We start from the raw sequence: 25,550 nt of genomic DNA on the forward strand, positions 1-25,550 counted from the left end.
GTTCTCACCCCTGAACTTCAAGTGAGGTCTAGCGACGGACCACACCCTGAAGCTGCGCGCGCAGCTCAGGGGTGAGTTGTTGACCGACTCTCTCCACCAAAAGCGTCATCTCGTAAGCCACAAGGCCGATGTCACAGTTTGGTGCCGCCAGGACGGCAAGGCATGAGCCGTCACTGATCGACATGAGGAACAGGTAGCCCCGCTCCATCTCGACAACGGTCTGGTTGACCCCGCCTGCTTCGAAGCAGCGGGCAGCACCCTGTGTGAGGCTGACCAGACCGGACGCGACGGCGGAGAGCTGCTCTGCACGGTCCCTGGGCAGCCCCTGGGAACCCGCGAGCAACAGCCCGTCCGCGGACACCACGACGGAATGTGCCACGCCGGGCACCCTCCGCACGAAGTCGGTGATAAGCCAACCAAAGCTGCCTGGCTGCGCTGCGGTCGTCACTCCTGCTCCTCGTTCTGCCGGCTCGACTGGTCACCAGCGTATGCCTCGATCAATGCGTGCCGGCCTTTTCGTACACCACTTTGCAGGCTCGACATCCGTCCGCGCACCGCGTCGGCGGAGCGGGGCGGCAGCGGAGGCCGCTGCGCTGTCTGTGTCACGCCCTGCGGCTTGGGTGCCGCAGATCCTGGCACGAGCTGAGCCTTCGGTGTCCGCTTCGGCAAACCTGCCGATGTCTTCGACTCCGGCGCCTTGTTCAACAACGCCTGAGCCGCTTGCCATCCCTCATCGGCAGGCGATTGCCAAGCCGACTCGGAAGTGAGTGCCGCCGCTGGAGTCTCCTCCACAACGGGCTCCGGTTCCACAACTCGCTCCTGCTCGGCGGGTGCGATCACTGCTTCCTCGACCGCCGGCTGGACCTTTGCGCGCGGCTGGCGCACAGGAAGACCAGCGGCCGACGTGGTGGTGGGTGCCACCGCCGGTACAGGCTTGCGGGTGCGGGTCGGCAGCTCCGGCTCCGGCCCGTCCGAGAGCGGAGGGGTCGTGGGCGGCTCGTCGATGTACTCGACACCGCCCTTGTCCGTGTTGCCGATCCGGTCGACGCTGCTGCCGAGCCTGGACTCAACACGTCCGTTCGACTCAGCGGGTTCGGGCGAGGTCTCCGCCGCCGGGGGAACCGGTGCGGCCGCGGACGCGGACGTCTCGCTGCCGACGGCCTGGAACCACTGCGACAGAACGGCCTCGTAGATCGGGAGGCGCTCGGTCGGGGCGTCCAGGTCGTGCTCGACCTGCTTGCGGGAGGCTTCCGAGGTGCCGTTCCGGTGCGCGAGCTCCGTGTCGACCGGGGCACGCGAGACGCCGTTGCTCGAGGCCGGTTCCACGTCCATCGGCGGGATCGGCACGAACTGCGTGGTCTCGTAGCCCGGCTCGAAGGAGATCTCGCTGCCGGTGTCTTCCTGACGGTCCTCGTAAGCCGTGAAGAGAGTCGGTTCGCCGAAGGAGCCCTCGGGCTCCACGGCCGCCAGCTGGTCGCGCCGCCACCGCTCGGACGGCGTCGAGTCCTCGATCGGCGTCTCGTTGTAGACGGGGACCGCCGTCGCGCCCGCACCGGTGTCGGTGAGCGCGCTCGGGACGAAGCTGACCGGGATGCTCGGGTTGCTCGGGCTCGACTCGTCGATCCTCGGCTGGGTGCCGGTGGCACCGCCGAAGGCTCCTGCGATCCCGCTCGCCCTGGTCGCCGTCGTGCCGATCTCGGTGGTGAGCTCGGCGGACGCCAGGCCGGGGGCCGGGGTCGGCATGCCGAACGCACCCGCGATGCCGGTGCCCGACGGCGGCGTGGAGGCCGGCGCCTGGCCCGGGAACGCGATGAGCGTCTCCGGCACGATGACGAGTGCGGTGGTGCCGCCCTCGATGTCCTCGTTGCCGCGCAGGCGGACCTTGATGTCGTGGCGCTTGGCGAGCCGCGCGACCACGTACAGGCCCATTCGGCGGGAGACGGCGACGTCGACGTCCGGCGGGTCGGCCAGACGCTCGTTGGCGTCGAGGATCTCCTGGTCGCCCATGCCCACACCGCGGTCCTGGATCTCGATCGCCAGCTCGCCCTTGCGGGTCTTGGCCGTGCGAACGGTGACCTTGGTGACCGGGTCGGAGAACGCCGTGGCGTTGTCCAGCAGCTCGGCGATGAGGTGCACGAGGTCGTTGACCGCGCGACCCTGGACGGTGAGGTCCGGGGTCTGGCCGACCTGCACGCGGGCGTACTGCTCGACCTCGGAGACCGCGGCGCCGAGAACCTCGGCGGCCGGGACGGGCCGGGTCAGGCGCCGCGAGAGGTCCGTGCCCGAGAGAACCAGCAGGTTCTCCGAGTTGCGGCGCATACGAGTGGCGAGGTGGTCCAGCTCGAACAGCGAGGCCAGCTGGTCCGGGTCCTGCTCGTCCTGCTCGAGCCGGTCGATCAGGTTCAGCTGGCGTTCGACCAGCGCCTGCGAACGGCGGGACAGGTTGACGAACATCGCGTTGACGTTGTCACGCAGGAGGGCCTGCTGGGCGGCCAGTCGCACCGCTTCACCGTGCACCGCGTCGAACGCGCGCGCCACCTGACCGACCTCTTCACGCGTGTGCACCGGCACCGGCTCGACGGCGGTCTTGGCCGCGTCCTCCGGGTTCGGGTCCGCGAGGATCCGCTCGACCGCGTCCGGAAGACCGTGGTCGGCGACGTCGAGGGCGGTGCGGCGCAGCGTGCGCAGCGGGTTGAGGATCGAGCGGGCGACGAACAGCGCCATCAGCAACGCGAGCGCGAGGACCGCGAGCACGATGCCGGACTGGATGTAGGCACTGCGGCGGGCTTCGCCGGCAGCGACGTCCGTCTTGTTCTGCAGCTGCTCGACCAGCAGGTTCTCGACGTCACGGGTCAGGTTGACCGTCAGCGTGGCGGCGATGTCCCACTTCTCGGACGTCAGCTGCGTGAAGTCCTTCTTGCCGGCCGGCGCCTGCTGGTTGATCGCCGATTCCTGCATGTCGTTCGCGGTGTCGACGATCAGGCCGGTGACGGTGTCGTCGTAGATCTTGGCCTGTTCGGGCGTCGCGGACTTGCGGAAGTCGTTTCGTGCCGCTTCGAGCTCGGCGTCCGCTGCCTGCAGGGCACGCAGCTGGGACGGCGTGAACGCCTTGCGCTGGAAGACGTCGAGGAGAATCGCCCGCTTGAGGGACTCCTGCTCCTTGATGCGCGCGATGGCGTTCGTGGTCAGGTGCAGTCGCACCAGCTCGGGGTCGTTGATCTCGGAGATCGTCTGCTCACCGAGGCCGATGAGCGTCTCGATGGACTCCGAGTAGGTCCGCTGGACGGCTTCCGCGGGGTACTGGGTGTCGCGCACCGAGTTGCGGAGGCTGTTCAGGCGGTTGAGCTGGTTGAACGCGACCTGGAACCGCTCGACGGCTGCGGGGTTCAGGTCGGAGCTCAGCTCGGCGATCTTGTTGCTGAACGCCTCGCTGGTGTCGTTGACGCGGCGCAGCTGGCGCTCGAGGACGACGCGGTCGACCTTCTTGTTCGACGCGACGTAGCTGACCGACAGGTCGCGCTCGCGCTGCAGCTGCTGCACGAGGTCGGCGACCGCGGTCTCGAGGCGGATCTGGTTCGCGAGGTTGTTGAACTCCGTCGCGTCCTCGAGGTCGGTGCGCACACGCAACCCACCCAGGGCGAGCGCACAGACCGTCGGGATCAGCAGAACGGCGAGCAGCTTCGTGCGCAACCGCCAGTTGCGCAGGCGCCAGGGCGCGGATCGGGCGGCAGGTCCTGATCCGGGTCCGGTACCGAGGTCGGGCTTCACCACGTCCGGTGTCGCCGTCACGGTTCCGTTACCCAGCGCAGCCAGTCCGTCACCCGATTCGGGCCTTTCGGAGCGTGTGGTGTCACCCACGCCAAACTGGCTGGGACCTCTCTCACGTCGGGCCACTCTGGGCTTCCTCTTCCAGCAGCAGTGTCCCGGTCTCTCCCCAGGACCGAGCATGGACTCGTCAAACGGGCCGAATTGCAGCACAGGGGCCGTGCGCCCGGTAAAGCGCCCTACCCCGTTCTGAAGACACGTCGGTCTACTACAACCTGTGCCACCCGGCGGGGAGCGTAATGGCCACCCCCGCCTCGGGGGAAGTCTCCAGAAGCACTCACCGTATCGAGACGGGGTGTCGTTTCATACGTTCAGGTGGTTAACATCCCCGGTTGTCGGCACGCCCCACGTCCGTCCGAACGCGCAGTTGGGACTGCGGACTACCTGGTCTGTGGCGACACTCACTGATCAATTTGAAGCTACTCAAGGCCTACCGGCGAGAGGTGCCATGGCTACCCGAGCCAAAGCTCTGCGGCTTGCCGCAGTGCTCATCACGTGTGTTCTGACCGCGAGCTGCAGCCTGTTCGGAAGTTCGTCGAACGGCGGTACCGCGGACGTGGAGCGCAACATCCTGCGCATCGGCGTGCTGCCGGTCGTCGACGTCGCACCCCTGCGCATCGCACTGACCGAGAAGCTCTTCGAGAAGGCCGGTCTGCAGGTAAACCTGGTCACCCAGCCCAGCGAGGCCGAGGCCATCAAGCAGCTGGACACCACGCTCGACATCACGTGGGCGACGCACGTCAGCCTCTTCCGGTCCGTTGCCGAGGGCACCGAACTGCAGCTGCAGGGCGAGGCGTACCAGGCGGGCCCGAACTCGATGGCCCTGGTCACGTCGGCCGCGTCGGACTACGACGACCCCGGCAAGCGCACCGCGCCGACCATCGCCGTGAACAGCGAGACCGACATCGGCGCGCTGACCACGCGTGCCGTGCTGGACACCGCGGCGGTCGAGAAGCAGAAGATCAAGTTCCGTCCCATGCCGTTCGGCGACATGGAGAAGGCGCTGAAGGACGGGTCCGTCGACGCCGCCTTCATGATCGAGCCGTTCATCACGAAAGCCCAGCGCAACATCGGTGCGAAGATCCTCACCGACACCGCGCGCGGCCCGACACTCGACTTCCCGATGTCCGGCTACGCGGCGACGAAGAAGTTCGCCGAGGCGAACCCGAAGACGCTCAAGGTGTTCCGCGACGTGCTCCGTGAGGCCCAGCAGCGCGCCCAGGCCAACAAGCTGGCCGTGCAGGACTCGCTGACCAGCTACGCCGACGTCGACCAGCCGACCGCCGCGCTCGTGTCCGTGGGCACGTTCCCGCTGTCGCTGAACCCGATCCGGCTCCAGCGGGTCGCCGACATGATGGACACCGAGGACGTGCTGTCCGGTCGCTTGGACGTGCAGCAACTACTGCCGCCAGGTACGACTAATTAGTTGCAGCAAGACATGAAAAAGGCGGGCCGTTTTTCGGCGGCCCGCCTTTTTTCACTTCCCTTCGACCACGGACACGCAGTACGTGATTCCCGGTGACGGATCGGTGTAGGAGACGGCGGTCGCCTCACCGCACTCGGCGGTCGCGGCCTTGGTCACCTTCTCGATCTTGAGAATCTTCATGATGGCGAACTCGTTCGGCGCCGCCGGGCAGCTGACAGGCTTCATGCCGTCCATGTTCAGCTTGGCGATCTCTTCCTGGTAGCACTTGCCCTCTTCGAGCTTCTCGACCAGGCAGAGCTTCAGCGACGCGCTGCGACGACCGGTCTCGGTGTACTCGGCGTAGTCGTCGCTCGGGCAGGCTTCCGAGGTGTTCTTCGTGACCTTGGCGATGAAGTAGTTCGCCTCGGCCGCGCCGCAGTCGACCTTCTTGTACTTCGGGCTGATCGTCGTGCCGGTGACGCTCGCGCACTCGCCGGGCTTCTCGTCCGGCTCGCTGATGGCGTTGATGCCGCTGCCGATGCCGAACTTCACGACGGCGATGACGCCCGCGATCAGCAGGAAGCCGAGGATCGAGCCGATGATCTTGCCGGCGCCACCCTTCTTCGGCGGCTGCGCGTACGGCATGGGCTGACCAGGGGGCATGCCGCCGGGAGGCATGCCGCCGGGAGGCATCCCACCGGGCGGCGGGCCGTAGGGGTCACCGGGAGGCGGGCCGTACTGGCCGGGCTGTCCCTGGGGCTGACCCGGCTGTCCGTACGCCGGCGGTTGCTGACCGTACGGCTGCTGCGGCTGCCCACCGGGAGGCGGGCCGTAAGGCCCTGGCTGCTGCGGGTAGTTGGGGGTGGTCACGCTGGATTCCTCTCCGATGGGGCGTGCGAAAGACGGCGAAACCGGAGCCGTTGGGGACGGCTCCGGTTTCGGGAAAATCTGATAGGCCGGACCATTCGCGCACGTCAGTACGCCGAACAGCCCACGCCCCCGACACGGCCGGAGGCTGAGATTGCCACGCGGGCGAGGAATCCGCCGGGGCTTTACGGAAACGTTACGACCACTTGGTGACCGGCTGGTTGCTAGCCGCGACCGAGGCAGTAGAAGAGCTTCACGTCGGGGTACGAGCGGGCCTGTTCACCCGGCCCGCACGACGGTGCCGGCGCGTCCCTGGCGGCCTTCGTCACCTTGAAGGCGTCCTGGTCGCCGCAGTCCACGGGGTCCAGGTCGTAGCCGGATTTGGCGTCGGGGTAGCACTCGCCGACGTCGTAGAGCGGGGCCAGGCAGAACCGGACCTTGGGGTCGATCCGCCGGACGGGCACCCAGCTCCAGTCCTCGGTGTTGGGGCAGGACTGGGCCGCGGCGACCGTGCCCTCGACCACGAAGTTCGCGTTCTCGGAGCAGTTCAGGGCCTCGTAACGGCCGGTGTCGCCGGTGAGGGACGCGCAGTCGCCCTGCTTCGGCGGCTGGACCGGGGTCAGGAACTCGGAGATGCCGTAGATCGCGACCGCGGCGACCACCAGCGTGACCCCGTAGGTCAGCACTCGCTTCCACAGGCTCGTCTTGAGCGGCGCGGCCTCGTCCTTCATCACGCCGGAGAGGTTCCCATGTGGACTCACCCGGCGTGATCCCTTACGGAAAAGTCACTGCTTGTCGCCGCGCTCCAGGCAGAACGTGACCGCGGGTTCCGGGAAGACCGCCGCGCGCGCGTCTCCGCAGGCGGCGCGGTCGGCCTTGCCGGTGAGCACCTTCGCGACCTTCACCGAGTCCTTGGTGGTGCAGTCGACCTTGGCGATGCCGCTGTCGGCGTCCTGGCCGTAGCAGGCGCCCTCGACGAAGTTCGGCATGAGGCACAGCACGGAGTCGCCCGTGTACGTCGAGTAGTCCATGCCACCGGACGGGCACTTCTGCTCGTTGAACGGCAGGATCTTCGCGATCTTGACGGTCGCCTGCGCCGAGCCGCAGTCGAGCGCCTGGTAGCGCGGGTTGTCCTGGCTGCCGGAGATGCGCGCGCAGTCGCCCACCTGGGCCGCCTGCGCCGCGCCGCCGAGCTGGTTCAGCACGAACCCGCCGATCAGGACGAGCGCGACTACAACGGCGATACCCAGGCCGACCTTCTTCATGGCCTGGGTATCGGCGTCAGCGGGTGGTCAACTCAACCGAGTTCACCCGATCAGGAGCCTTCGTGGACACCCATGCAGTAGACGGAGGCCGGCTCGCTGAACCGCAGCTCGCTGGAGCCCTCCGGACAGGTCGTGCCCTCCTCTGGCAGGCCGTCGACCCTCTTCACGATCTTGACCGGCGACTCGGTCGTGCACGCTTCCGCCTTGAAGGCACCGTCGTCACCCGAGGTGTAGCACTTGCCCTCGGCGAGGTTCGGCATCAGGCAGAGCGAGTCGCCACCGGACTTGACCGGCTCGTAGATGCCCTCGTCGGGGCACGGGTCCTCGGCGTTCTTCAGGACCTTGGCGACCTTGTGCGTCGCGGCCGCGTCACCGCAGCTCTTCGACGAGACGTTCCAGTCGCCGTCCGGCTTGTCGACGTCCTTGGGGGACGCGCTGACGCAGGAGCCGACGCTGGTGCTGTTGAGCGCCGTGACCGCCCACGCGCCACCACCGACCAGGACGATCGCCAGCACGGCGATGATGACGGGCTTCAGCCACTTGTTCTGCTTGGACGACCCGTCGGAGTCGTCGCTGAAGCTGCTGCTGCCGCCCGTGTCGGGCTCGGCGTCGGGCGCGGTGTCGGTCGCCGGCTCCGCGGGAGCCGGTTCCACCGACGCCTTCGGCTCGACGGGATCAGTCGACTCGGTGCTCATGCGCGAGAACGTACGACACGACGTGTTGGCTGCGTGTGTCGCCTCACAGTTGTTATCGCCAGTTGACGCTGGTCGAACGCATTTGGCGTCGTCAGGGAGACTTGTACCCGTGACCGATGGCCCCCTGATCGTCCAGTCGGACAAGACGCTGCTGCTCGAGGTCGACCACCCGCTCGCCGACGACGCGCGCACGTCCATCGCGCCGTTCGCCGAGCTGGAGCGCGCACCCGAGCACGTGCACACGTATCGCGTGACGCCGCTGGCCTTGTGGAACGCCCGTGCGGCGGGCCACGACGCCGAGCAGGTGGTCGACGCCCTGGTGCGGTTCAGCCGCTACCCGGTGCCGCAGCCGTTGCTGGTGGACGTGGTCGACACCATGAGCCGGTTCGGGCGGCTGGTGCTGACGAACAACCCGGCGCACGGGCTCGTGCTGCACTCCAACGACCGCGCGGTGCTCGAAGAGGTGCTGCGCAACAAGAAGATCGCGCCGATGTTCGGGGCGCGGATCGACGACGACACGGTCGTCGTGCACCCGAGCGAGCGCGGGCGGCTCAAGCAGCTGCTGCTCAAGGTCGGGTGGCCGGCCGAGGACCACGCCGGGTACGTCGACGGCGAGGCGCACCCGATCGAGCTCGAGGAGAACGACTGGAAGCTGCGCGACTACCAGCGGCTCGCGGCCCAGGCGTTCTGGGCGGGCGGGTCCGGCGTCGTCGTGCTGCCGTGTGGCGCGGGCAAGACGCTGGTCGGCGCGGCGGCGATGGCAGAGGCGCAGGCGACCACGTTGATCCTGGTCACGAACACCGTGGCCGGCCGGCAGTGGAAGCGCGAGCTGATCGCCAGGACGTCGCTCACCGAGGAGGAGATCGGCGAGTACTCCGGTGAGCGCAAGGAGATCCGGCCGGTCACGATCGCGACCTACCAGGTGATCACCCGCAAGTCGAAGGGCGAGTACAAGCACCTGGAGCTGTTCGACTCGCGCGACTGGGGCCTGATCGTCTACGACGAGGTGCACCTGCTGCCGGCGCCGGTGTTCCGGATGACGGCTGACCTGCAGTCACGTCGTCGGCTGGGGCTGACCGCGACGCTGGTGCGCGAGGACGGGCAGGAAGGCGACGTCTTCTCGTTGATCGGGCCGAAGCGGTACGACGTGCCGTGGCGCGACATCGAGGCGCAGGGCTGGATCGCTCCGGCCGAGTGCACCGAGGTCCGGGTGACGCTGACGGACAACGAACGGCTGCAGTACGCGACCGCCGAGCCCGAGGAGCGCTACAAGCTCTGCTCGACCGCGCGGACGAAGATCCCGGTGGTCCGCAGGGTGCTGGAGCAGCATCCCGACGAGCCGGCTCTGGTGATCGGTGCTTATCTGGACCAGCTCGACGAGCTCGGGGAGGAGCTGGACGCACCGGTGATCAAGGGATCGACGAAGAACAAGGAGCGCGAGGAGCTGTTCGACAAGTTCCGTCGCGGCGAGCTGCGGACTTTGGTGGTCTCGAAGGTCGCCAACTTCTCCATCGACCTGCCGGAGGCCTCGGTCGCCATCCAGGTGTCGGGCACGTTCGGCTCGCGCCAGGAGGAGGCCCAGCGGCTCGGCCGGATCCTGCGGCCCAAGGGTGACGGCCGGCAGGCGCACTTCTACTCGGTCGTCGCGCGCGACACGCTCGACACCGACTACGCGGCGCACCGGCAGCGGTTCCTGGCCGAGCAGGGGTACGCGTACAAGATCGTCGACGCGGACGACCTGGTCGGATGACGTTCTGGTGGATGTGGAACCCGGCCGGGACCGTGCCAGTGCGGCGGTTCCGGTCGGAGGAGTCGCTGGCTCGCTCGGCAGCAGAGCTGCAGGTGGTCCGGTCGGACGACTTCACCTGTCCTGACCAGCGCCGACGTGCCACGGCCCTGCGCTCGGACTTCCTGCGGATCACCGGCGACCCGATGCAGGTGGCGCTGGTCGAGCAACGGCTGTGGACGCTCCTCGTGGCGCTGCGCCGGTCTCAGCCCCTCAGGGACGCCCTGGCGACCGCGATTCCCAAGGCGGGCAGGGCCGCGCTGGTCGCCGAGCCCTCACGCGAACTGGCCGAGTTCGACCGCCGCTTCGACCAGTTCGCCGCGGCTCTCCACGTCCTGATCACCGACCCGACCCCAGAACAACTCCGCCACACAGCCGCCCTGGACTAGGCGTCTGCCCTAAGCCAACAGGGCGGGGAGGGTGGCGACGCTCGGCAGCAGGTGGGTGTGCGGGGCCGCGCTCAGCTCGTCCTCCGTCTGGCTGCCGCTCAGCACGCCGACCACGAAGCCCGCGGCGGCGTTCGTGCCCGCTTCCAGGTCGCGCACGGTGTCGCCCGCGGTCAGCACGCGCCGGACGTCGCGCACGCCGGTCAGCTCCATCGCCGTGTAGATCATGTACGGCGCCGGGCGGCCCGCCGACACGTCGTCCACGCACACGACCGCGTCCAGCACGCCCTCGCCCCAGCCCAGGACCTCCAGCAGCCCGTCCACGATCGGCCGGTCGAAGCCGGTGGTCAGCGCGACCTTCACGCCCTGCGATCGCAGCTGTGCCAACGCTTCCGGCACTCCGGGGATCGGCGTCGGCGGGGTCTCGGCGTAGTAGGCGGTGAGCCGCTCGTGGAAGTCCTTGAACTCGGCGTCCACCACGGGCTTGCCGAGCATCGAGGAGATCGCCTCGTACTTGTCGGCGCCCATCCAGTTGCCGACGTCGTCCGCCGAGCCGCCCGCCGCGATCACGGTGTCCGCCAACGCTTTGTAGACCAGTCCGTGTTCCTGCACGGTGGTGCCGGCGATGTCCAGCACGACCAGGTCGACCTTCACGAAGCCCTCCAGTCCCGCAGCAGCGCCGGGTGCGCCTGCTGGGAGTTCTCGATCGAAAAGCTGACCATGTCGGGGCGGTAGCGGTCGTCCGAGTACTCGACCGGCCGTCCGTCCACACCGGACGCACGCCGCCGTTCACGCAGAAGTGGTGCGCCCAAAGCGACTTCGAGCAGCTCGCTGTCCTGCGCGTCCGCCGCGACCGCGTCGATCTGGTGCCGGGCGATCGTCATGTCGACGCCCTGCTCCCCCAGGTACTGGTAGAGCGAGCCGCTGTCGCAGTCGAAGTCGAACAGCAGGCGCCCCACCGGTTCCACGAACGTCGTGCGCTCCAGCATCGTCGGGCGGCCGTCGATCAGCCGCTGCCGCAACAACTGCACGACCGGCGTGCCCTCGTCGAGCTGCAGCGCGTCCGCGATGTCGGCGTCGGCCGGGCGGCGCGCGATCTCCAGGGTTCGTTGTCCTGGAACGTGGCCAAGACCGGAGGCCCAGCTGGAGAACGACAGGAACGTCTCGAACGGCTGCGACAGCGTGTGCCTGCGCACGACAGCGGGCTTGCCACGGCCGCCACCGATCATGCCTTCCGCCCGCAGCGTCGTGAGGGCCTGCCGGACCGGCGCGCGCGAGGCGTCCCACTGGGCGCACAGCTGCGATTCGGACGGCACCGGGGCACCGACGGCCAGCTCACCCGAGGCGATGCGGCGGCGCAGATCGGCCGCGATGCGCTCGTGCAGGGGCATCTCCATGTCTCCAACGATACATGTCATAACAAGTCTGAACTCCAAGTGAACACATCAGAACAGCCATTGATTCTGGTTCGACGGTTGCTCATGGTTCTTGTCATGACAAGTGTGGACCTGGTGGTCGTCGGCGCGGGCGTGGTCGGTCTCGCGCACGCCTGGCACGCGGTTCGGCGGGGTCTCTCCGTCGCCGTGGTCGAGCGCGACGAGCACGCGGTCGGGGCTTCCGTGCGCAACTTCGGGCACGGCTGCTTCACCGCTCAGGACGGGATCGCCTTCGAGTACGCGATGGCGGCACGCGAGGAGTGGCTGAAGCTCGCTCACGAGGCCGGTTTCTGGCTGCGCGAGTCGGGTTCTGTCGTGAAGGCACGGCACGACGACGAACGCGCTGTGCTCGAGGAGTTCGCTTCCGTCCGCGAGATCGAGCTGACCGACGAAGGTGCTTTTCTGCCTTTGGACATCCGCGTCAACCCGCGCGAAGCCGTGCACTCGATCGCCGCACTGCTGGCCTCACGCGGTGTCACGTTCCACTGGTCGACCAACGTGCTCACGGTCGAACCGGGCCTGGTCCGCACCACGCGCGGCGAACTCCGCTGCCGTGCGGCGGTGGCCGCCGTCGGGCACGACGTCGACAGGTTCTTCCCGGACATCGCCGAAGAACGCCAGATCCGGCGCTGCCAGCTGCGCATGCTCCGGGTCGCGCACGGCGGCGTGATCGACCCGGCCGTGCTGACCGGGTTCTCGATGCTGCGCTACGACGCGTTCACGCGCTGCCCCAGCCTCGAGAAGGTCCGCGAACGCCTCACACACGACCACCCCGAGCTGGTCGAAGCCGGGCTGAACCTGATGTTCACCCAGCTCCCCGACGGCTCGCTCACCATCGGCGACACCCACCACTACAGCCTCACCGTCGATCCGTACCGGCCGGAGCGCCTGGACGACCTCGTGCTCACCGAGACGGCCCGGCTGCTGGGCGTCCCCGCGCTGCAAGTCCTCGAACGCTGGCGCGGCATCTACGCGTCGGCCCCAGAACCTTTCCTGACCGCGACTCCGGCTGCTCAGGTCCGGGCCGTCTCGGTCACCTCAGGCATCGGCATGACCACCGCGCTCGGCCTCGCCCCGGCCGTGCTCGACGACCTCCTCCAGGAGCTGTGATGAGAAAGCTCAGTGCCGTCCTCGCCGCGACGCTGATCCTGACAACCGCTTGTGGTTCCGCCACTTCCACTTCAAGCGGTGACTGCCCCAACAACGGCCACGTGCGCTTCGGCGTCGAGCCGTACGAGGACCCGGCCAAGCTCAAGCCGGCCTACGAAGTGCTCGCCAAGGCGTTGACGAAGAAGCTCGGCTGCGAGGTCGAGCTGCAGATCGTCGACGACTACGCCGCCGAGGTGCTGGCGATGCGCAACGGCAAGCTGGAGCTGGCCGAGTTCGGCCCGCTCGGCTACGTCTTCGCGGCGCAGAAGGCCAAGGCGGAGCCGCTGGCGTCGTTCGCCGACGGCACCGGCAAGCTCACCAGCTACACCGCCGGCATCTGGGTCGCCAAGGACTCGCCCCTGCAGAAGATCGAGGACCTGAAGGGCAAGTCGCTCGCGCTGAGCAGCGTCGGTTCGGCGTCCGGTGACGCGCTTCCCCGCTACGGCTTGAAGAAGGCCGGGGTGACCGACGCCAAACTCGACTACGCCGGTGGCCACCCCGAGGCGATGCTCGCGCTGACCAACGGCAAGGTCGACGCCGCCGAGATCAACAGCCAGACGCTGGCGTCGGCCAAGGACAAGTTCGACCAGTCGAAGTACCGGCAGATCTGGAAGTCCGAGCCGATCCCGAACGACCCTCTGACCGTGCGCGGCGACCTCGACCAGGCGTTCAAGGACCGCGTGCTCAAGGCGTTGCTGGAACTGGAGACCGCGGACGTGGAGAAGGTCGGCGCGTTCCTCGACGTCACTCCGCCCGGGCCGCTGGTGAAGGTGGACAACGACACCTACAAGGTGCTGTTCGACCTCGCGACGACGTTGGGCCTCAAGGAAGAGGACGTCTGATGTTGGCCATCCGCGGCCTGCGCAAGTCGTTCGGCGGCCGGGTTGTGCTGGACGGCTTCGACCTGACTGTCGAAGCCGGGGAGTTCGTGGCTCTGCTCGGACCCAACGGCTCGGGCAAGTCCACCGCTCTGCGCTGCGTGGTCGGGCTGGAGACCCCGGACGGCGGCTCGGTCTCGGTCGACGGGAACGCCGCCATGGTGTTCCAGAAGATCCACCTCGTCGGTCGCCGCAACGCCCTGGACAACGTGTGTTCCGGGGCGTTGGGGCGGCTGCCGCTGCACCGGTCGCTGGTGTTCCCGCACGAGGTCCGGGAAGAAGCGATGGCGTGTTTGGAGAGGGTCGGGCTCGCGGATCGGGCTTTGGACCGGTGTGCGCGGCTTTCCGGTGGGCAGCAACAACGTGTGGCGATCGCACGGGCGTTGTGCCAGCGGGCCAACGTGATCCTCGCGGACGAGCCCGTGTCGGCGTTGGACCCGCAGGCCGCTGTGCAGGTGATGGAGTTGTTGGTGGACTTGGCCGCCGAGGGAATCGCGGTGGTCGCGGTGCTGCACCAGCCGGAGCTCGCGCGGACGTACGCGCATCGGATCGTGGAGATGCAGGCGGTGGCGGTATGACCATCACGGTTCCCAAAAGGCGATGGCCGTCGTCCGTTGTTTGGGTGGTCACCGCCGTCATCGTGGCAGTGCACGTGCTCGCGTGGCAGGCCACGGAGTTCTCACCTGCCGCGCTCATCGCGGGCTGGGAAGGCATGGCGGACTTCATCACCGAGTCGCTGCCACCGGACTTCTCGGTGCTCGGCGAGTCGCTCCAAGCCGCCGTGATCACCCTCTACATAGGACTTCTCGGCACGACGTTCTCGATCCCGTTCGCTCTGGTTCTGGCACTACTCGCGTCCAGGGCAACGACTTCCGCAGCCTGGGCGCAGCAGGCGGCACGTGCGGTGCTGTCGTTCCTGCGGTCGGTGCCGGACGTGGTGTTCGCGCTGATCTTCGTGACCGCGGTCGGGCTCGGGCCGTTCGCGGGCGTGCTCGCGTTGGTGTTCCACAACACCGGCGTGATGGGCAAGCTCTGGGCCGAGGCGATGGACGAGAGCGACCGCGGGCCGCGCGATGCGTTGAAGGTGACCGGTGCGTCCGGTCCGCAGATCGCGCTGCACGCGGTGCTCCCGACCGTCATGCCTTCTCTCGCAGGACTCCTGCTCTACCGGCTGGACGTGAACGTGCGGTCGTCGCTCGTGCTCGGCCTGGTCGGCGCGGGCGGGATCGGCTTCCTGATCAACCAGTCGATCAAGCTGTTCCGGTTCGACGAGATGGTCACGCACATCCTCGTGGTGCTGCTTCTCGTCGTCGTGGTCGACCAGGCGTCAGCGTTCGTGCGCAAGCGACTGGGTGCTTGAGCCGTAGCGGGCGCCCTGGTGCACGGTCACCGTGCCGTCCGCTGCGACCTCGCAGGGATTGTTGGCCGTGCACTGCTCCCCGCTGTCGTTGGTGGAGCTGTGCACGCCGACGACCGTGACGCCGTCGCGCAGCACGATCGGTGAGCCCGAACCACCGTGCGACGCCTTGCACCCGTGGCGGTAGGCGTTGTCCTGCGTGTAGCCCTCTTCCCGCAGGTGCGGAACCACGGCCTCGACCGTGCAGCTGAAGCGGTCGCCGTTGCCGGACGAGATGACGTCGACGCGCTCACCCGGCCTGGCGCTCCGGTCGGCCAGCTTGAAGATCTTCACGCCCTTCGCGTGCAGCTGGGCGTAGGTCTGGTCGAGACGGTAGAGCGCGGTGTCGGTGCCGGTCATGGTCGCGTGGACCAGGTGGGTCGTGTTCGCCTTGGCCTGGAGGTAGCCCTGGCGGTCGCCGATGGTCACCGGGACCGCGAGAGGGACGTCGCGGAGGGTCTGGCCTGGTGCGGGGCGTTCCGGGGTGCAGTGGCCGTTGGTGAGGAGCAGCGCGTGGTCGGAGCTCTTGGTGGCGCTGGTCTTCACCACGGACGCTGAGCAGACTCCGGCGAGCGACGCGGCGCCTTCGAGGTTCGGCACGGGGGTGTCGGGCGGGTTGATCTTGCCGGTGACGACGTCGTCGATCCAACTCTTGAAGTAGTGCATGTCCGTGTACATGACCGGCGTGTTGTCGCCCTGACCGCCGCTCACGATGCCGGCCATCACCCAGCGGTCGCCGTCGCGGACCAGTCCAGGGCCGCCGGAGTCCATGTTGGTCGCGGCCACGCTGCCGTCCAGCGCTCCGATGCAGAGCTCGCGGTTCGCGTACATGCCTTCGCAGGCCGCGGCCGGCTGGATCACGGTGTCGGCTTCGCGCAGCTTCTTCGGGTAGCACTCGGGCAGGCGCTGGTGACAGGTCATGCCCCAGCCGAGGATCCGCACCTGAGTGCCCTCGGCGGGACGCGCCGAAGGCAGCGCGACCGGCTTGGTCTTCGCGGGTTTCTTCAGCTTCAGCAGGCCGAGGTCACCCTCGTGGACCGGGTTGTCGGTGTGCGTGATGAACCGCTCGACCGCGATCACCTCGCCGCCGCTGCCCGCGTCCGTCGTGCCCAGCCGCACCGTCCAGTTCTTCGGCCGCCCGACCGTGGCGCCGCTGGGGTTGTTCTTGGTGCAGTGGCCCGCCGTGACAGCCCAGGTCGGCGCGACCAGGGTGACGCCGCAGGTGTGGCCGTCCTCGCGCGGTGAGTCCGGCCGCTGCAGCGAGCCGGAGAACGGGTAGGGCTGGGGAGCTTCGACGCCGCCGCGAATGGCCAGCGCAGGGGTGACGGAGGTGATCACCGCGGTGAGCGCGACGGTCGCCGTCAGGAGCACTTTTCGCATGTCACAGAGGTTTTCGAACCTGTGTCCGCACTCGATCATGGCTGTGCAACAACTGCGCACGGGCGGTCGTTACGCAACGATGACAGAGCAAGAACGTCCTCATGAGACCCGTCGGGAAGGCTTCCGGTCATGCCGCGCGTACTGCTGATCGAGGACGACGAGGCGGTCCGCGAGGGACTGTCGCTCGCCCTGACCTACCAGGGACACACCGTGGACGCGGTGCGCACGGGCGAGGAGGGCCTCGAACTGCTGATGAGCGTCGCACCGGACGTCGTGGTGCTCGACCTGATGCTGCCGGGCGTGGACGGGTTCGAGGTGTGCCGCCGGATCCGGGCTTCCGGTGATCTCCCGATCATCATGCTGACCGCGCGCAACGACGACATCGACGTGGTCGCGGGTCTGGAAGCCGGTGCCGACGACTACGTGGCCAAGCCCGCGCAGGCTCGCGTGCTGGAGGCGCGGATCCGGGCTGTGCTGCGGCGGTCCTCCGCGGCGGCGCCCGAGGTCGTGGCCGAGCGGTACGGCGACCTGACGATCGACCGCGAAGGACTCGTGGTGACCAGGCTCGGCCGTCCGGTGTCGCTGGCGCCGACCGAACTGCGGTTGCTGCTGGAGCTCTCGTCGTCGCCCGGTCGCGTGATGTCGCGGCAGCAGCTGTTGGAGTCCGTGTGGGACCAGGGCTACCTCGGCGACTCGCGGCTGGTCGACGCCTGCGTGCAACGGCTGCGGTCGAAGATCGAGGACGACCCGGCCGCCCCGCTCTACATCCAGACCGTGCGGGGCTTCGGCTACCGCTTCGGGCCGCTGTGACCCTGCGTCTGCGGCTGCTGCTCGCCTTCGCGTTCCTGAGCATCGTGACCGCCGCCGCGGTGTCTGGAGCCGGGTACGTGCGCGCCCGCGACGCGATCGTGCAGCGCGCCCAGGACAACGCCGTGATCGAGACGACCAGCCGCGTCGAGCAGCTCTACCCGCTGCCCGCCCGGCCACTCGACCACGCCGCTCTGGAGCGCATCGCCGGCAAGGTGTCCGGGCGCGAGGGGTCGGCCGTCGCCGAGTACCAGGGAGTGTCGGCGGGGTCGATGCCGTCTTCGGTGATCACGACCGAGCTGCGGGGGTTGGTGTCGTCGGGGCGCGTCGGCTGGCAGCGGGTCGAGTACAACGGCGGGGTGTGGCTCGTCGTGGGCACGCAGATGCGGATCACCGGCGGCGGTACCTCCGGCATCGAGGTGTACGTGCTGCGGCCGTTCACCTCGGAGATCGAGGTCGTCCACGAGCTGGCGCTGAACGCGTGGCTGATCGGCGGCGCGGGGCTGGTCCTGGCGCTGATCATGGCTTTCGTCGCGGCTCGCGGGGTGCTGCGGCCGGTGCGCGACCTGCGGATGGCCGCGTTCCGGCTCGGGCAGGGTGATCTCGCCGCTCGGGTGCCGGTGCGCGGACGGGACGAGCTGGCCGCCGTGGCGACGACGTTCAACACCACGGCTTCCTCGTTGGAGCACCATGTCGGTGAGCTGCAGCGCATGGAGGCCGACGCGCGGCGGTTCGTGGCGGACGTGTCGCACGAGCTGCGCACGCCGCTGGCCGCGATGACCGCCGTGACGGACGTGCTGGACGCCGAGACCGCTTCCCTGCCAGGAGTCGCCGGCCAGGCCGCGCGGCTGGTGAACCGCGAGACCCTGAACCTGACCCGGCTGGTGAACGACCTGATCGAGGTCACCCGGTTCGACTCGGGCACGGCGGCGTTGGCGTTGGACGACGTCGACGTGGCCGAGGTGGTGGCGCGGACGTTGAAGATGCGCGGGTTCGAGGTGACGGCTTCGCTGCCGGACGGGGTGCGGGCGCGGCTGGATCCGCGGCGGCTGGACGTGATCGTGGCGAACCTGGTCGGCAACGCGCTGCGGCACGGTGCTCCGCCGGTGACCGTGACGCTGTACGTCGAGGGATCGTCGCTGGTGATCATGGTGGCCGACTCCGGACCGGGCTTGCCGGACAAGGTGCTGCCGCACGTGTTCGCGAGGTTCTACAAGGCGGACTCGGCGCGCGGACGATCTGAAGGTTCCGGACTCGGGCTCGCGATCGCCTGGGAGAACGCCCGGCTGCACGGCGGCACGTTGACCGCCGCGAACCGGCCGGGTGGCGGGGCGTTGTTCACGCTGAAGCTCCCGCTCGGAGGTGAGCGGTGAGGCCCAAAATTGTCGGTGCTGCCTGGGAGAATGGATTTAGGGGGACCCCCTGGAGGGGACCCCTGCGCAAGCTCGGCCTTGTCCTGATCCTGTTCGTCTCCGCGTGCGGAATCCGGCCCACCGACCCCATTCCCGGCCTCGAAGCACCGAACGGGCCCGTCGAGAACACCTCGCCCGCCCTCTACTGGGTGTCCCAGGGCAACGTCATCGCCGTCAACCGGCCCCAGGGCAGCCTGAGCGGCTACGACGTCGTGGCGCTGCTCGCCCAGGGGCCCTCCAACGCCGAACAGGACCGCGGCCTCACCACCGAGGTGCCGTTCGACGCCGCACCCGCCACGATCGACCGGGTGGCCAACGGGCTGGACGTCTCGATCTCCACCGATGTGTCGCTGCTCAGCAAGGCCGCGGTGCAGCAGATCGTGTGCACGCTGCTCGGCATCCAGGCGGTCGGCACCGTCAACCTGCGGGGTGGCGGCCATTCGCTCGAGTTCCTCAAGTGCGCTTGAATCGAGCGCGTGCACGTCTACTCCATCCCCCTGCGGGCGCGGTTCCGCGGCATCACCCAGCGCACCGGACTGCTGTTCGAGGGACCTGCCGGATGGGGTGAGTTCTGCCCGTTCGAGGAGTACGACGACGACGAGGCGATGGCCTGGCTGGCGTGCGCGCTCGAAGCCGCGCACGAGGGCTGGCCGGCGCCGGTCCGTTCGAAGATCCCGGTCAACTGCACGGTTCCGGTGGTCAGCCCGGAGAAGGCCCACGAGATCGTCGCGAAATCGGGCTGCTCGACGGCCAAGGTGAAGGTCGCCGAGTCGACGCTCGAAGAAGACTGCGCACGGCTCGAAGCTGTCCGGGACGCGTTGGGCCCGCAAGGCTTCATCCGGGTCGACGCCAACATGATGTGGGACGTCGACACGGCCGTCACCGCGATCAAGGCCATGGACAAGGCCTCTGGCGGCCTCCAGTACGTGGAACAGCCGTGCCACACGCTGGAAGAGCTCGCACAGGTCCGCAGGAGAGTCGACGTCCCGATCGCCGCCGACGAGTCGATCCGCAAGGCCGACGACCCGCTCAAGGTGGCGGTGTCCGGCGCCGCGGACATCGCGGTGATCAAGGTGGCGCCACTCGGAGGCGTGCGCAAAGCCCTTGAAGTGGCCGAGGCGTGCGGGCTGCCGTGCGTCGTCTCGTCAGCCCTCGAAACGTCCGTGGGCATGGCCGCCGGAATCGCGTTGGCCGCCGCTCTTCCGCAGCTCGACTACGCGTGCGGGCTCGCCACGCTCCAGCTCCTCGACGGCGACGTGACCACCGACTCGCTCACCCCTGTCGACGGCTACCTGTCGGCTCGACCCACGCCGCCCGCACCAGACCGCATCGCGGAGTTCGAGACCAACGACCGAACCTGGGTCAGCAGGTACGAGCGGGTACTGGCCAAACTCAAGGCTTAGCGCGCGAAAGCCCCTGCCCGTTCGCACCCAGGCTGAACACCACACCCTCGGTCCGGTTGATCGCCTCGGTGCGCCGCTCGTTGGCGGGCACCCGAGTCAGGTCCACCAGCCGGATCGGCGGCCCCAACTCGACCAGGGTCGGTGTGTACGAGGCCTCGACGACCGACCACCCCTCCGGACCCTGTTCGAACTTGAAGTGGCCGATCACACCCTCCTCGGTCACGCCACGAGGTTCAGCGTGCCGGGCGACCTCGTTGCCGAGCCCGTAGATGACCCACTTCTTGCCGATCTTCTCCCACGGCTGCACGACGTGGACGTGCGTGCCGATGATCAGGTCGAGTGCCGGGTCGGCCAACAGCTGACGTGCCAGTGCTTTCTGCTCCTCGGTGGCCGCGTGCTGGTACTCGTTGCCCCACTGCACCGAGAGCACGACGACCTCGGCGCCGGCCTCACGGGCCTTGCGGGCGTCGGCGAGGATCTTGGCCGCGTTGATCTGGTTCGCGCGCCACGGCTGCGGCAGCGGAATGCCGTTGAACCCGTAGGTGAACGAGAGCTGCGCGACCTTCACACCACCGGCGTCCAGGATCAGCGGCGCGGCGGATTCCTCCTGCGTGCGGAACGAACCGGTGTGCTTCAGGCCGACGGCGTCCATCGCGTCCAACGTCGTCTGGATTGCCGAGACACCGCGGTCCAGCGTGTGGTTCGAGGCGGTCGAGCAGGTGTCGTAGCCGACGTCGACCAGGCCTTTCGCCACCTCGGGCGGGGCGAGGAAGGACGGGTAGCCGAAGAACGGCCCCTCCTTCGTGCCCAGCGGCACTTCGAGGTGGCAGACCGAAAGATCAGCCTTCAGGGTGTCCTTGATGCCGGAGAGCAGCGGCAGGTAGTTGCGCCCGGCCTCACCGCCGTCGGCGACTGCCTGGTCGGTCAGCGCCGGGTGGATCAGGATGTCGCCGCCCGCGGTCAGCGTGAACGAACGCGGCGGGGGCGGTCCCGATGAAGTGGTGGTAGGCGTCAGAGGCGCGGTGGTGACGACCACCGGCGAGCCGGTGCACGCGGCCAGCGCAAGGCCGGTGACCAGCGCGAACGCCGGCCACCGGACCACCCGATTCAGCGCTGCCGCCTGCGCCGCAGGACCACGAACAGCACGACCGCCAGCACGGCGGCCGCGATGGGTAGCACGCGCTTCAACACCGGAACGCCTGCCGTGTCGATCAGGTCGATCGGCTCGTCGGGGACCACTCGGAGATGCTGCTGTTGCGCCACCTCGTCAGGATCCACGGAACCCAGCGTGCTCGCCAGGCATTCCGCGAACTGGTCGACGAGCTTGCCGCTGACCTCGGAGATCAGGCCGCGACCGAGCTGAGCCGGACGGCCGGTGACGGACAGCTCCGTCTCGACCTCGACCGTGTCGCCCACCTGGAACGTGACGACGGCCGACGCCGTGCCGTTGCCGCGCGTGTCCTTACCCGCGGCTTTCATGACCGCGCGGCGCAGCACCGGGTCGATCTCCACGAACTCGCCGGTCCCCCGGTACAGCAGCTGCACCGGGCCGAGCTTCACCTTCACCTCCCCGCTGAACGTCTTGCCGTCGACCGAGGTCAGCGTGGCGCCGGGCAGGCACGGCGCCACGCGTTCCGGGTCGAGCAACGCCTCCCAGACCTCCTCGGCCGGGGCAGGCGCGGTGAACGAGTGCGTCAGCTTCATCCCGCTACCGCCGCCGTCAGCGCACGGCCGGTCAGCACCCGAGCCAGGTTGTCCTTGTAGCCGTCGCCCGCCGACGCCCGCAGCGCCGCCTCGGCGATCGCCGACACGGGCTGCCCGACCAGCGCGGATTCCACGTCGACCGCGCGCGTCGGTCCAGAACCCAGGTTGGTGAGGCCGACCCTGGCGGCGGCGATCGTGCCGTCACGCACCTGCACCGCCGCCGCGACCGCGACGATCGACCAGGCCTGCGCGACGCGGTTGAGCTTCTCGTAGTGCGCGCCCCAACCCGTGTACTTCGGCACCCTGACGTCGATGAGGATCTCGTCGGGAGCCAGCGCGGTCGTGAAGTAGTCTACGAAGAACTCCGACGCCGGCACCTCACGACGGCCGGAAGGACCGGCGATGATCATCACGGCGTCCAGGGCCAGCGCGGGCGCCAGCAGGTCGCCTGCCGGGTCCGCGTGGCACAGCGAGCCGCCGAACGTGCCGCGGTGCCGGACCTGCGGATCCGCCACCGTGTCCGTGACCAGCTTCAACAACAACGCGTGGTCGTGGATCAAATGGTCGCGCTGCACCTCGTAGTGCGTGGTCATCGCACCGATGAGCAACGAGTCGCCGTCGTCGCGCACACCCGTCAGCTCGGTCAGCCCGCCGATGTCGATCAACGCCGTCGGTGCCGCCAGCCGCATGCGCAGGATCGGCACGAGCGACTGCCCGCCCGCGATCACTTTGGCGTCCTCACCCTCCTCGGCGAGCATCCGCACGGCTTCGTCCACACTGGACGGGAACAGGTACTTGAACTCCGCCGGGATCACGACTGACCTCCTTGCAGCGCAGTCCACACTCGTTCAGGCGACAGGGGCATCTCGATGTCCCGAACACCCATGTGCCGCACGGCGTCCAGCACCGCGTTCACGACAGCAGGCGTCGAGGCGATCGTGCCCGCCTCGCCGACTCCCTTGACGCCCAACGGGTTCGACGTCGCCGGAGTGGCCGTCCGATCCGTCAGGAACGCCGGCAGATCCGCCGCGGACGGCACCAGGTAGCTCTCGAACGTGGCGGTCGTCAGCGTGCCCATCTCGTCGTGGACGGCCTCTTCGTACAACGCCTGCGCGATGCCCTGAGCCAGCCCGCCGTGCACCTGACCGTCGACGATCAACGGGTTCACGACCGTGCCGACGTCGTCGACCGCCACGTACCGGGAGATCCGGACCATTCCGGTCTCCGTGTCGACTTCCGTTGCGCACAAATGGGTTCCGTGCGGGAACGAGAAGTTGTCGGGGTCGAACGTGGCGTCGGCGTCCATGCCGGGTTCCATGCCCTCCGGCAGGTCGTGCGCCACGTGAGCAGCCAGCACGACATCGCCCAGAGTGCGGACGGTCCCGGTCCCGCGAACGGAGAACGATCCCGTGGCGAACTCCACGTCCGCCTCGTCGCACTCCATCATGTGCGCGGCCAGTCGCCGTGCCTTGGCGAGCACCTTGTCCGCCGCGTGCACCAGAGCCGTGCCACCGACGGCCAAAGACCGCGAGCCGTAGGAGTCCATGCCCTTGTGCGACGACGCCGTGTCGCCGTGCAGCACCTCGACGTCCTCGAACGGCACACCCAGCCGGTCGGCGACGATCTGCGACCACACCGTCTCGTGCCCCTGCCCGTGCGGCGAGGTTCCGGTGATCACCTCGACCTTGCCGGTGGGCAGCATCCTGATCGACGCGGTCTCCCAACCACCTGCGGCATAACGCAAAGCGCCCAGCACCCGCGACGGTGCCAGCCCGCACATCTCGGTGTAGGTGGAGATTCCGATGCCGAGCTGGACCGGATCGCCGGAACTACGGCGACGTTCCTGCTCCTCGCGCAGCTCCTCGTACCCGAACAGCTCCATCGCGCGAGCCGTCGCGGCCTCGTAGTTGCCCGAGTCGTAGGTGAGCCCGGCGACCGTGGAGAACGGGAACTCCTCGTGCTTGATCCAGTTCATCTCGCGGATCTTCATCGGGTCCATGCCCAGCTCGGCCGCGAGCTCGTCCATCATCCGCTCGATCGCGAACGTGGCCTCGGGGCGGCCGGCCCCGCGGTACGCGTCCGTGGGCACCTTGTTCGTGAACACGTTGGTGCACACGAACCGGTAGGCCGCGAACTTGTAGATCGCGTTGAACATGAACGCGCCGAGGATCGGCACACCCGGTGTGACCAGGCGCAGGTACGCGCCCATGTCGGCGAGCAGCTCGACCTTGAGCCCGGTGACCGTGCCGTCGCGGCGGGCGGACATCGTGATCTTCTGGAGCTGGTCGCGGCCGTGGTGCGCGGACAGCATCGACTCGGTGCGCGACTCGGTCCACTTCACCGGACGGCCCATCCGCCGCGCGACCAGCAGGCACAGCATCTCTTCCGGCGTGACCTGGAGCTTGCCGCCGAACCCGCCACCGACGTCCGGCGCGATCACGCGGATCTTGTGCTCGGAGATGCCGGAGACGGCCGCGAGCATCCACCGCAGGATGTGCGGGATCTGCGTGGCGGACCAGACGGTGAACATGTCGGCGCTCGGGTCCACGACGACCGACCGCGGTTCCATGAAGGACGGGATCAGCCGCTGCTGCCGGAACGTCCGCTCCAGCACCACTTCCGCGGACGCGATCTCGTCCTCGACGTTCGTGCCGCTGCCGGTTTCCGCCGAGTCGAAGATCCACGTGGCGCACTTGTTCGTGCCGAGATCCGGATGCACCAGATCGGTGTCCTGCAAGGCTTCTTCCAGGTCGAGCACGACCGGCAGCTCGTCGTAGTCCACATCGATCGCGGCCAGCGCGTCGGCGGCGTGGTAGGCGCTGTCGGCGATCACGAGAGCCACGGCCTCACCGGCGAAGTTGACCTGGTCGACGGCCAGCGACGGCGCCGGTGGCGCCTTCATGTCCGCGGTGATCGGCCACGCGCAAGGGAGAGAACCCTGCTCAGCGGCGAAGTCCTCACCGGTCAGGACCACCGCGACACCCGGCAGCGCGGTGGCGCGGCTGCAGTCGATGTTGCGGATGCGGGCGTGCGCGACGGGACTGCGCAGCACCGCCATGTGCAGCATGCCGGTGAGCTGGAGGTTGTCGGTCCACTTCGTCTGACCGGTGATCAGCCGCGCGTCTTCCTTGCGGAGCCGGGCTTTGCCGACTTCCGGTTCCGCGGTGGCGGTCATTCGCCACCTACCGGCTGCCGCGCGGTCACGTGCTCATCGCTGTGCTGTTCGATCTTCGGGCCGGCACCCGGCTTCATCCGCTGGGCGGCGTCCTGCACCGCGCGGACGATGTTCTGGTAGCCCGTGCAGCGGCAGAGGTTGCCCTCGAGGCCCTTCCGCACGGTCTCGTCGTCGGGATCCGACTCGTCGGCGAGCAGGTCGATCGCCTGCATGATCATGCCGGGCGTGCAGAAGCCGCACTGCAGCGCGTGGTTGTTGCGGAACGCCTCCTGCACCGGGTGCAGCTTGCCGTCACGGGCGAGGCCTTCGATCGTGGTGATCTCGTGCCCGTTCGCCTGAACCGCGAACATCGAGCACGACTTCACGCTGTGGCCGTCGAGATGCACCGTGCACGAACCGCAGTTTCCGGTGTCGCAGCCGACGACGGTGCCGGTCTTGCCCAGACGCTCCCGCAGGTAGTGGACGAGCAGGAGGCGGGGTTCGACCTCGTCGGCGTACGTCACTCCGTCGACGTTGACCGAGATGTGCATTTGGAACCCTCCCAGGGTGGTGGGCCTAAGTGACGAGGGTCACTTCAGCCT

At 68.5% G+C, this 25,550-nt stretch carries 25 protein-coding genes; 11 read left to right on the forward strand and 14 right to left on the reverse strand.

Annotated features, from left to right (window positions below):
- Positions 1-28: 28 nt before the first annotated feature.
- Positions 29-448: a roadblock/LC7 domain-containing protein gene (locus tag AB0M24_RS27715; RefSeq protein WP_030470879.1), complete on the reverse strand. Its 420-nt coding sequence runs from the start codon at positions 446-448 to the stop codon at positions 29-31.
- The gene (locus AB0M24_RS27720) at positions 445-3,789 is read right to left on the reverse strand and encodes a nitrate- and nitrite sensing domain-containing protein (protein ID WP_363773897.1); all 3,345 of its coding nucleotides are present in this window, start codon (positions 3,787-3,789) and stop codon (positions 445-447) included. Before AB0M24_RS27720 ends, AB0M24_RS27715 begins: the two co-directional genes overlap by 4 nt.
- A gap of 484 nt (positions 3,790-4,273) precedes the next feature.
- On the opposite strand from AB0M24_RS27720, the gene AB0M24_RS27725 reads away from it, so the two are divergent.
- Positions 4,274-5,251 (forward strand): ABC transporter substrate-binding protein, encoded by a 978-nt coding sequence (locus AB0M24_RS27725; protein WP_363773900.1) that lies wholly within the window; start codon positions 4,274-4,276, stop codon positions 5,249-5,251.
- Between the two features lie 51 nt (positions 5,252-5,302).
- Here AB0M24_RS27725 and AB0M24_RS27730 read toward each other — a convergent pair whose 3' ends face one another.
- The 4 genes from AB0M24_RS27730 to AB0M24_RS27745 form a co-directional block, all read right to left on the reverse strand.
- Positions 5,303-6,100, reverse strand: coding sequence for a hypothetical protein (locus tag AB0M24_RS27730; protein ID WP_363773903.1), 798 nt, complete (start codon positions 6,098-6,100; stop codon positions 5,303-5,305).
- Between the two features lie 221 nt (positions 6,101-6,321).
- Positions 6,322-6,858 (reverse strand): hypothetical protein, encoded by a 537-nt coding sequence (locus AB0M24_RS27735; RefSeq protein ID WP_363773906.1) that lies wholly within the window; start codon positions 6,856-6,858, stop codon positions 6,322-6,324.
- 24 nt (positions 6,859-6,882) lie between these two features.
- The gene (locus AB0M24_RS27740; RefSeq protein WP_363773909.1) at positions 6,883-7,362 is read right to left on the reverse strand and encodes a hypothetical protein; all 480 of its coding nucleotides are present in this window, start codon (positions 7,360-7,362) and stop codon (positions 6,883-6,885) included.
- Between the two features lie 50 nt (positions 7,363-7,412).
- Positions 7,413-8,057 carry a hypothetical protein gene (locus tag AB0M24_RS27745; protein WP_363773912.1) on the reverse strand — a complete coding sequence of 215 codons (645 nt, stop codon included), beginning with the start codon at positions 8,055-8,057 and terminating at the stop codon, positions 7,413-7,415.
- A 109-nt stretch (positions 8,058-8,166) separates the two neighbouring features.
- On the opposite strand from AB0M24_RS27745, the gene AB0M24_RS27750 reads away from it, so the two are divergent.
- Together AB0M24_RS27750 and AB0M24_RS27755 are read left to right on the forward strand one after the other, a co-directional pair.
- Positions 8,167-9,807 (forward strand): DNA repair helicase XPB, encoded by a 1,641-nt coding sequence (locus tag AB0M24_RS27750; protein WP_363773915.1) that lies wholly within the window; start codon positions 8,167-8,169, stop codon positions 9,805-9,807.
- Entirely contained in the window at positions 9,804-10,232 is a 429-nt protein-coding gene (locus AB0M24_RS27755; protein ID WP_363773918.1) for a hypothetical protein, read from the forward strand. The genes AB0M24_RS27750 and AB0M24_RS27755 overlap by 4 nt, the downstream gene beginning before the upstream one ends.
- A gap of 9 nt (positions 10,233-10,241) precedes the next feature.
- Here the strand turns inward: AB0M24_RS27755 and AB0M24_RS27760 are convergent, their stop codons facing one another.
- Both AB0M24_RS27760 and AB0M24_RS27765 read right to left on the reverse strand, forming a co-directional pair.
- Positions 10,242-10,883, reverse strand: a complete 642-nt coding sequence (locus tag AB0M24_RS27760) for a phosphonatase-like hydrolase (protein ID WP_363773921.1) — start codon at positions 10,881-10,883, stop codon at positions 10,242-10,244.
- Positions 10,880-11,626, reverse strand: a complete 747-nt coding sequence (locus tag AB0M24_RS27765) for a GntR family transcriptional regulator (protein ID WP_363773924.1) — start codon at positions 11,624-11,626, stop codon at positions 10,880-10,882. The genes AB0M24_RS27760 and AB0M24_RS27765 overlap by 4 nt, the downstream gene beginning before the upstream one ends.
- A 96-nt stretch (positions 11,627-11,722) precedes the next feature.
- Between AB0M24_RS27765 and AB0M24_RS27770 the strand changes: the two genes are divergently transcribed.
- The 4 genes from AB0M24_RS27770 to phnE are packed head-to-tail and all read left to right on the forward strand — an operon-like array spanning position 11,723 to position 15,052.
- Positions 11,723-12,775: an FAD-dependent oxidoreductase gene (locus AB0M24_RS27770; protein ID WP_363773927.1), complete on the forward strand. Its 1,053-nt coding sequence runs from the start codon at positions 11,723-11,725 to the stop codon at positions 12,773-12,775.
- The gene (locus AB0M24_RS27775; protein ID WP_363773930.1) at positions 12,775-13,656 is read left to right on the forward strand and encodes a phosphate/phosphite/phosphonate ABC transporter substrate-binding protein; all 882 of its coding nucleotides are present in this window, start codon (positions 12,775-12,777) and stop codon (positions 13,654-13,656) included. Before AB0M24_RS27770 ends, AB0M24_RS27775 begins: the two co-directional genes overlap by 1 nt.
- Positions 13,656-14,270: an ATP-binding cassette domain-containing protein gene (locus tag AB0M24_RS27780; RefSeq protein WP_363773933.1), complete on the forward strand. Its 615-nt coding sequence runs from the start codon at positions 13,656-13,658 to the stop codon at positions 14,268-14,270. The genes AB0M24_RS27775 and AB0M24_RS27780 overlap by 1 nt, the downstream gene beginning before the upstream one ends.
- Positions 14,267-15,052, forward strand: a complete 786-nt coding sequence (gene phnE / locus AB0M24_RS27785) for a phosphonate ABC transporter, permease protein PhnE (RefSeq protein ID WP_363773936.1) — start codon at positions 14,267-14,269, stop codon at positions 15,050-15,052. Before AB0M24_RS27780 ends, phnE begins: the two co-directional genes overlap by 4 nt.
- Here phnE and AB0M24_RS27790 read toward each other — a convergent pair.
- A complete protein-coding gene (locus tag AB0M24_RS27790) occupies positions 15,020-16,468 on the reverse strand; it encodes a trypsin-like serine protease (RefSeq protein WP_363773939.1) in 1,449 nt (482 codons plus the stop codon). The genes phnE and AB0M24_RS27790 overlap by 33 nt on opposite strands.
- Before the next feature lie 129 nt (positions 16,469-16,597).
- Between AB0M24_RS27790 and AB0M24_RS27795 the strand changes: the two genes are divergently transcribed.
- The 4 genes from AB0M24_RS27795 to AB0M24_RS27810 are packed head-to-tail and all read left to right on the forward strand — an operon-like array spanning position 16,598 to position 20,090.
- The gene (locus AB0M24_RS27795; RefSeq protein ID WP_363773942.1) at positions 16,598-17,278 is read left to right on the forward strand and encodes a response regulator transcription factor; all 681 of its coding nucleotides are present in this window, start codon (positions 16,598-16,600) and stop codon (positions 17,276-17,278) included.
- A complete protein-coding gene (locus AB0M24_RS27800; protein WP_363773945.1) occupies positions 17,275-18,648 on the forward strand; it encodes an ATP-binding protein in 1,374 nt (457 codons plus the stop codon). Before AB0M24_RS27795 ends, AB0M24_RS27800 begins: the two co-directional genes overlap by 4 nt.
- Complete coding sequence (locus AB0M24_RS27805) at positions 18,645-19,154, forward strand: hypothetical protein (RefSeq protein WP_363773948.1); 510 nt, start codon at positions 18,645-18,647, stop codon at positions 19,152-19,154. The genes AB0M24_RS27800 and AB0M24_RS27805 overlap by 4 nt, the downstream gene beginning before the upstream one ends.
- A 9-nt stretch (positions 19,155-19,163) precedes the next feature.
- Complete coding sequence (locus AB0M24_RS27810; RefSeq protein WP_363773951.1) at positions 19,164-20,090, forward strand: o-succinylbenzoate synthase; 927 nt, start codon at positions 19,164-19,166, stop codon at positions 20,088-20,090.
- On the opposite strand, the gene AB0M24_RS27815 is transcribed toward AB0M24_RS27810, so the two are convergent.
- Genes AB0M24_RS27815 through AB0M24_RS27835 form a run of 5 tightly spaced genes read right to left on the reverse strand, consistent with a single transcriptional unit; the run spans position 20,080 to position 25,499 of the window.
- A complete protein-coding gene (locus AB0M24_RS27815) occupies positions 20,080-21,192 on the reverse strand; it encodes a CapA family protein (protein ID WP_363773954.1) in 1,113 nt (370 codons plus the stop codon). The two genes, AB0M24_RS27810 and AB0M24_RS27815, sit on opposite strands and share 11 nt — an antisense overlap.
- A 5-nt stretch (positions 21,193-21,197) precedes the next feature.
- Positions 21,198-21,794, reverse strand: a complete 597-nt coding sequence (locus AB0M24_RS27820) for an SRPBCC family protein (protein ID WP_363773957.1) — start codon at positions 21,792-21,794, stop codon at positions 21,198-21,200.
- Entirely contained in the window at positions 21,791-22,609 is an 819-nt protein-coding gene (locus tag AB0M24_RS27825) for an FAD binding domain-containing protein (RefSeq protein WP_363773960.1), read from the reverse strand. Before AB0M24_RS27825 ends, AB0M24_RS27820 begins: the two co-directional genes overlap by 4 nt.
- Positions 22,606-24,969, reverse strand: coding sequence for a xanthine dehydrogenase family protein molybdopterin-binding subunit (locus AB0M24_RS27830; protein ID WP_363773963.1), 2,364 nt, complete (start codon positions 24,967-24,969; stop codon positions 22,606-22,608). The genes AB0M24_RS27825 and AB0M24_RS27830 overlap by 4 nt, the downstream gene beginning before the upstream one ends.
- Positions 24,966-25,499 (reverse strand): (2Fe-2S)-binding protein, encoded by a 534-nt coding sequence (locus AB0M24_RS27835; RefSeq protein WP_363773966.1) that lies wholly within the window; start codon positions 25,497-25,499, stop codon positions 24,966-24,968. The genes AB0M24_RS27830 and AB0M24_RS27835 overlap by 4 nt, the downstream gene beginning before the upstream one ends.
- Between the last annotated feature and the right edge of the window lie 51 nt (positions 25,500-25,550).

This window comes from Lentzea sp. NPDC051838 (assembly GCF_040681245.1).
Lineage (GTDB): Bacteria > Actinomycetota > Actinomycetes > Mycobacteriales > Pseudonocardiaceae > Lentzea.